Origin of the sequence: Clostridium sp. UBA6640 (assembly GCF_002455975.1) — a bacterium.
Classification (GTDB): Bacteria; Bacillota; Clostridia; order Clostridiales; family Clostridiaceae; genus Clostridium_J.
Genome location: NZ_DKLM01000070.1, coordinates 50,652 through 56,651, shown reverse-complemented (window position 1 = coordinate 56,651; position 6,000 = coordinate 50,652). Strand labels below are relative to the sequence as shown.

Below are 6,000 nucleotides of genomic sequence, written 5' to 3'. Positions count from 1 at the left end.
ATGTGATGTAATAACCCCATTAGCAGGCACATAAAGCTGTTTTTCTAAAAATGCAAATGTGGAATCTTCATAATCTAAATTAATAACTGGCTTTGCTTTTTCTATTTTAGTTACAGTAAAGGTTATTAATTTTTCCTCATTATTATTATGGTATATAACATTATTTGCTATTTGTTCACTAGTCATTACTGAACTTAAATTACATTTTACTTTTTCATAAGAAATGTTATTATTTGAATCTATACTTTCTATATCTTCAAGCTTTGCTGTATCTATATATTTGTCTTTTACCTTTTTTAACGCTTCGTCCCCTACCTTATTGTTTTTGACAAATCCAATTAGTTTTTCATCAGACTTCATTGCATAGGCATCGACAACTATGTAATTTGAAAGCATATTTTTTAATTGTTCCTCTGTAAAAAATTTGTCTATATCAATTTTACCTTTTTCAAATCTAAAGTACTCTCCTAATTGAATTTCCTTAAAAACTGTCTCTTCTTTTAGACTATTATAAGCATCATCTATGCAAAATTTATCTTTTACATAAGCTACAGCTCTATCTTCACTATATACCACATACCCGTTGTAATCTAAACTATTAAGAAGCAACATATAGCTTACTGCAATTATGGCTACTGTAACTACTATAATCTCCTTAATATGACTTTTAATCTCTTTCAAGCTATACCTCCTTTCTAATAGGATAATATTCCCCTATAGATAATTTTTAAACATATCATAAGTATTTAGGTAATTTTCATAATTTAAATTTAACTATGTGGTATACTAAGTATGAGAGAAAAAAATATATGCTGTTTTAAAATAATATTAAAATCTGCATAATTAACAATGATCCTCTCTCAGTTGTCAGTTGATTAAGTCGATAATAAAATGAATAATATTTTAAAACAATGCAAATAATTATGTTGGTATTTTATACTAAAAGTGAGGGATGGTACATGAGTACTTTCATGTTTAAGAATAAAGATTTTGGATATACACCTATAAACAATGTCTTTATAGATAAATATATGGCTGCGGCTAGAGGAGAATATGTAAAAGTATATCTACTAGGACTTAAATATTGTGTAAGCGGAGAGTTAGGTGCTAACTCTGCAGTAATTGCAAATACTTTATCTCTTTTAGAAACAGACGTATTAAATGCTTGGAATTATTGGAGTGAAGTAGGCGTTATAAAGATGGCTGCTATAGATAATATGAGCAACTATACTATAGAATTTTTAGATTTGACTAATAACATTGAAGATACCAATAAAAAAATTGATATTCTTAAAGAATTAAATAACAATTCAATTAAGGATATGCTTCAAGATATAGAAAAACTTATAGGAAGAACCTTATCACCTAAAGAGATTGAAATATATTTAGGATGGCAAAAGGATTTTAACTTTTCACCTGAATTGATACTTCTTTTAATACAATACTGCGTATCTAAAGGTAAGGTTGATTATAGATACTTTGAAAAAATTGCTATGGCATGGCATGATGATAAAATTCAGACTGTTGAAGATGCTCAAAGTTTCATCACAAAACATGAAGATAAATGGATTAATATAAGAAAAATTTTAAAATATTTGGGTATTAATACACCAGATATTATGAAGCCTCAAGAAGAAATGCTTACTAAATGGTTAACAGTTTATAAATTTCCTCTAGATATTATATATAAATCCTGTGATATCTGCTTTGAAAGACTTAATAGGGCAGACTTCAAATATATAGATGGAATATTGAATAGTTGGTTCAGAGATGGAATTTCAACTTTAGAAGATATAGAAAAGAAAGATAGAAAAAAATTAACCCACAAATCTATAGTAAACAACAAATTATCAAATAAAGGCACCTTCAACAATTATGAGCAAAGATCTTATAACTTTGAAGAATTAGAGAAACAATTACTAGGATGGGATAATAATGATTAAACAACATCATTCTGAAATAATGAAAATTTATGAAGATATTCGTAAATCTGAAGAAAATGCTTTAAAGTTAAGAAAAGAAGAAATTGAGCAAAAATTGCCTATGGTTATAGCAATAGAAGATGAAATAAAAAAGCTTTCTTTAAAGTTATCTTTGGCAGCAATAAAATCTATGGATAACAAGGAAACCTTTATAGATTCTATAAAAGAAAAAATTATAGATCTTAGAATGAAAAAAGGTGAACTACTAGCTTCTAATGGATACGATGTTAATTACTTAGCCTTAAACTATAGATGTAATAAGTGTAAGGACACAGGATATATCTATATAGATAAGTGTAATTGCTATAAACAATATTTAGTTCAACTTTATTATAATAATTCAGATTTAAAGCATTTACTTAATAAAAATAACTTTAATAACTTTAACATAAATTATTTTAATAATAACTTAAATAATAATGAAAACGTCAGCTCTAGAGCAAATATGGAACGTAACTACGAAAGAGCTGTAGAATTTATTAAAAACTTTAACGATATTGAAGATAATTTACTTTTCTACGGTAATTCAGGAACCGGCAAAACTTTTTTATCTCATTGTATTGCTAAAGAGCTTATCGAAAATGGGTATTTTGTAGTTTACAAGACCTCTGATGATTTAATTTCTGCTTTAAAAGAAGTTAAATTTAATAACAACAGTACTATGGAAGACTGTCTTATAAATTGTGATTTGCTTATAATTGATGACTTAGGCACAGAGCAAATCTCAGACTTCTCTAAAAAAGAACTTTTTAATTTACTTAACACAAAGCTTTTAAAGCAAAAGAAAATGCTCATTTCCACTAATTATGCATTAAGTGAACTATCAGATGTTTATTCTGAAAGATTTACTTCAAGATTATTCGGTAATTTTAGTCTTTTTAAATTTTATGGAAATGACATTAGAATATTAAAAAAATCTATAATAAAAAGGTAGCATAAAAAGTTATGTTACCTTTTTTATTATGTACATTTTTCTTCATATTCTCTTAATTCATTAATTATAGTAGTAGTACAAGAAGCCAATAACATATCAATGACTATAGTAGCTATTAGCATTCCATCTACTATATCCATACCCCCTTTTAAAAAAAGTTTAAAAATAAAAAAGAATAAGAAATGTTCTATCATACCACCTATAATTCCATTTAAAAATAGTTAAGAGGCTGCCACTTTAGGCAACCTCTTAATTTTATATTTTCTTAGCTAATATTGCTGCACCAATTGCGCCAGCATACCTAGCTAATTTATTTGATTTTACTTCACTATTTAACTTATTACAAAGCATTTCTATAATATAATCACATTCGCATAGACCACCAGTTAAAAAATATTTTTCTCCTTCGTCATGCTTTTTACACAGCGAAGATACTTTTGTAACTACTGAGTCAATAATTGCAAATGCTATGTCCTCTCTTTTTTTCCCACTCCCTATAAGGCTTATAACTTCTGACTCTGCAAAAACAGTACACATTGAACTTATTGTAGTATTTCCTCCCTTGGAAGCTAAATTACATAGTTCTTCTATATCTACTGATAGTATATTAGACATAATTTCGATAAATCTTCCTGTACCTGCAGAACATTTGTCATTCATTATAAAATTTGTAATCATATCATCTTTAACAGTTATAATTTTAGTATCCTGTCCACCTATATCAATGACAGTACAATCTTCCCCTAAAAGATATGAAGCTCCCTTACCATGGCAAGTTATTTCCGTTACTGACTTATGTGCATAAGGTACAGAAACTCTTCCATATCCAGTTGCTACTACTTTTCTATTTTCTTCATATATACACATCGATTCTAATTTTTCATCTATGGTCTTTGATGTCTCAACGCTACTCCATCCCGTTGGCATAACAAAAGTATCTTTTAAGTTATCATCTTCAAATATAGCTACCTTAGCAGCAGTAGATCCTATGTCTATTCCTATATAGTACATGCTTATTTTCCCCTTTTAAAGCATTTCAATAAATGCAGCCATACGAGTTTTAAGTTGTCCAACATCTGAAGTAGAATAGTCTGTCTCTATATTCATGTATGGTATTTTCTTTTCTTCATTTACAAACTTCTTAATTCTATGAGTCTCAACGTTATAAGTATGACAAGCTTGTAATGTTATATCTATAACACCATCAACTGAGAATTCATCAACTAGCTCACTGATTAAATCTAATCTACCATCATTTGGCGCCATAACTGAACATGGAATGCTTAAATATTTTTCCGCTAATGCATCAATTGGATCTTTTGTTTCATCAACTAGCCTAATTTTTTCTTTAATTCCAGAACAGTTCTCAAAACAAACTACTACTCCACCGCTTTCTTCAATGGCAGTTAAAACTTTATCTGCTACTCCCCCTATAGGACAGCCAGTAATTAATATTCTTGGTCCATTTTTATAAGTGTCTTTTTTGGCATCATAATTAACTTTTATATCTTCTATTGTTTCTCTTAACATTTTATTTTGTTCTTTTTTGTCAAAAGTATAGTGAGTTGCATCTATTATTTTATGAAGTTGTAATCCACTTATTGGTGCTGGATTTAATTTTGATAATGAATAAAGATCTTTTAGCACAGTTCTTTCTTCATTACGAATTTTAATTGCTTCTTTAAGTGCTTCATCTGTTATTTTAACATCAAATTGATTTTCAAGTCTTTCTATAAAATATTTAATTTCGTCTTTCCATACTTTAAGCGCATGTTCTCTATTGGTATTTTGAGGTAATTGCATAACATGCAGTGGCTTTATTTCTTCTAGATATTCATACATTTTCTTTTTTCCATCACAAGTAGTTTCTCCAACTATTAAATCTGAAAAATATGTATAGGGACACTTGTCTGTTAATGCAAACCCATAGCTTGCTTTTATAAGTGGGCATAAGTTTTTGGGTAAATGTTTTTCTGCATCTGGAATAGTCTCTTCGCTAACAGCACAAAGGCTTATTGGATATGCACCTGCTGCATATATAGCCTCTACTGGTGCAAAAGTGCAAAATGTACCTACTACCTTTTGTCCTTTATCTTTTAGCTCTTTAACTTTAATAAAGCCATTTCTTCTTGTTTCATTAAACTCTTCAAAATTTTTCGGTAAATTATTCATTACAAACCCTCCAAATATATAATATATGAGCAAAATATTGTCTACCCTTTATAAACACTTAAATTTTAATCTCTATATCCTTAATAGTTTTACTGCTTTTTATGGAATAGAAATTATTAATGTTAAATCTTTTACTAGTTATTTTTAATTGCAGTTTAAAAGCTCAACTATATATAGTTGAGCTTTTAAATACGAAAGAAAAATTTTAATTAAAGGATAAACGACTATAACCAACTTCGTCTTGAGTTAATGTTAACATATATTTTGACAATTGTGAATTTTTGTTTTCCAATGATTGCAGGCTTATCTATAGATATATTAAATATATAGATATACCAGCTCTAAAATTAATATATATGTGAAAATAATTGGTATTTCTTAGTATTATAATTGAAACTATTGAATTCACAATTCACAGTTCAAAATTTCGGATATTTCTCAGTGGCAACTGAGAAATTTAGAATTGATTTTGTAGCGGCGAACAGTGTTCGCCACATAACTAGCAATTATATTGCTAGTCAAAAAAATCTATTAAAGAAATTATTTTATCTAAAAATAATTTCAACCGCATTGTCAATTGTCCATTTTTAATTCTACATTGATTAAACCCCTGGGGTGCAGTATGATAAGTCACAATATCTACATCATTAAACGATATTTCAATAACATTACATATCTCCACAGTATTGCTTAAACTCAATGTTTTAGTTCCAAACTATACTGACCTCAGGGCAACCCTTATACAATTGAGAATTCACGATTGACAATGGACAATTATGGATACTTCTCTTTTATAAGAGAAGTTTTAAATTGATTTGTTTTTGAAGTGACACAATCACTTTCATTTTAAGGAATTAATTTGTAAAAATTAATTTCAACCACAATTGTCAATTTTCAATCTTCAATTCTCAA

At 28.1% G+C, this 6,000-nt stretch carries 5 protein-coding genes; 2 read left to right on the top strand and 3 right to left on the bottom strand.

Translation table 11 applies throughout. The features are described 5' to 3' along the window. Positions 1-681, bottom strand: a 681-nt coding sequence (locus B2W91_RS07615) for a hypothetical protein (RefSeq protein ID WP_291579804.1), incomplete at its 3' end; no start/stop codon positions are given. Positions 682-959: 278 nt separating this feature from the next. Here B2W91_RS07615 and B2W91_RS07610 point away from each other — a divergent pair. Both B2W91_RS07610 and B2W91_RS07605 read left to right on the top strand, forming a co-directional pair. Further along, on the top strand, positions 960-1,943 hold the full coding sequence (locus B2W91_RS07610; protein WP_291579803.1) for a DnaD domain protein: 984 nt from the start codon (positions 960-962) through the stop codon (positions 1,941-1,943). Beyond that, positions 1,936-2,916, top strand: a complete 981-nt coding sequence (locus B2W91_RS07605; protein ID WP_291579802.1) for an ATP-binding protein — start codon at positions 1,936-1,938, stop codon at positions 2,914-2,916. Before B2W91_RS07610 ends, B2W91_RS07605 begins: the two co-directional genes overlap by 8 nt. A gap of 255 nt (positions 2,917-3,171) precedes the next feature. Here the strand turns inward: B2W91_RS07605 and B2W91_RS07600 are convergent, their stop codons facing one another. Together B2W91_RS07600 and B2W91_RS07595 are read right to left on the bottom strand one after the other, a co-directional pair. Further along, the gene (locus B2W91_RS07600) at positions 3,172-3,927 is read right to left on the bottom strand and encodes an acyl-CoA dehydratase activase (RefSeq protein ID WP_291579801.1); all 756 of its coding nucleotides are present in this window, start codon (positions 3,925-3,927) and stop codon (positions 3,172-3,174) included. A gap of 15 nt (positions 3,928-3,942) precedes the next feature. Continuing rightward, positions 3,943-5,088 carry a double-cubane-cluster-containing anaerobic reductase gene (locus tag B2W91_RS07595; RefSeq protein WP_291579799.1) on the bottom strand — a complete coding sequence of 382 codons (1,146 nt, stop codon included), beginning with the start codon at positions 5,086-5,088 and terminating at the stop codon, positions 3,943-3,945. Positions 5,089-6,000: the final 912 nt, after the last annotated feature.

Coding starts and splice junctions, on each gene's coding strand:
- B2W91_RS07600 (WP_291579801.1), bottom strand. CDS start 3,927: ATGTACTATATAGGAATAGACATAGGATCTACTGCTGCTAAGGTAGCT.
- B2W91_RS07595 (WP_291579799.1), bottom strand. CDS start 5,088: ATGAATAATTTACCGAAAAATTTTGAAGAGTTTAATGAAACAAGAAGA.
- B2W91_RS07610 (WP_291579803.1), top strand. CDS start 960: ATGAGTACTTTCATGTTTAAGAATAAAGATTTTGGATATACACCTATA.
- B2W91_RS07605 (WP_291579802.1), top strand. CDS start 1,936: ATGATTAAACAACATCATTCTGAAATAATGAAAATTTATGAAGATATT.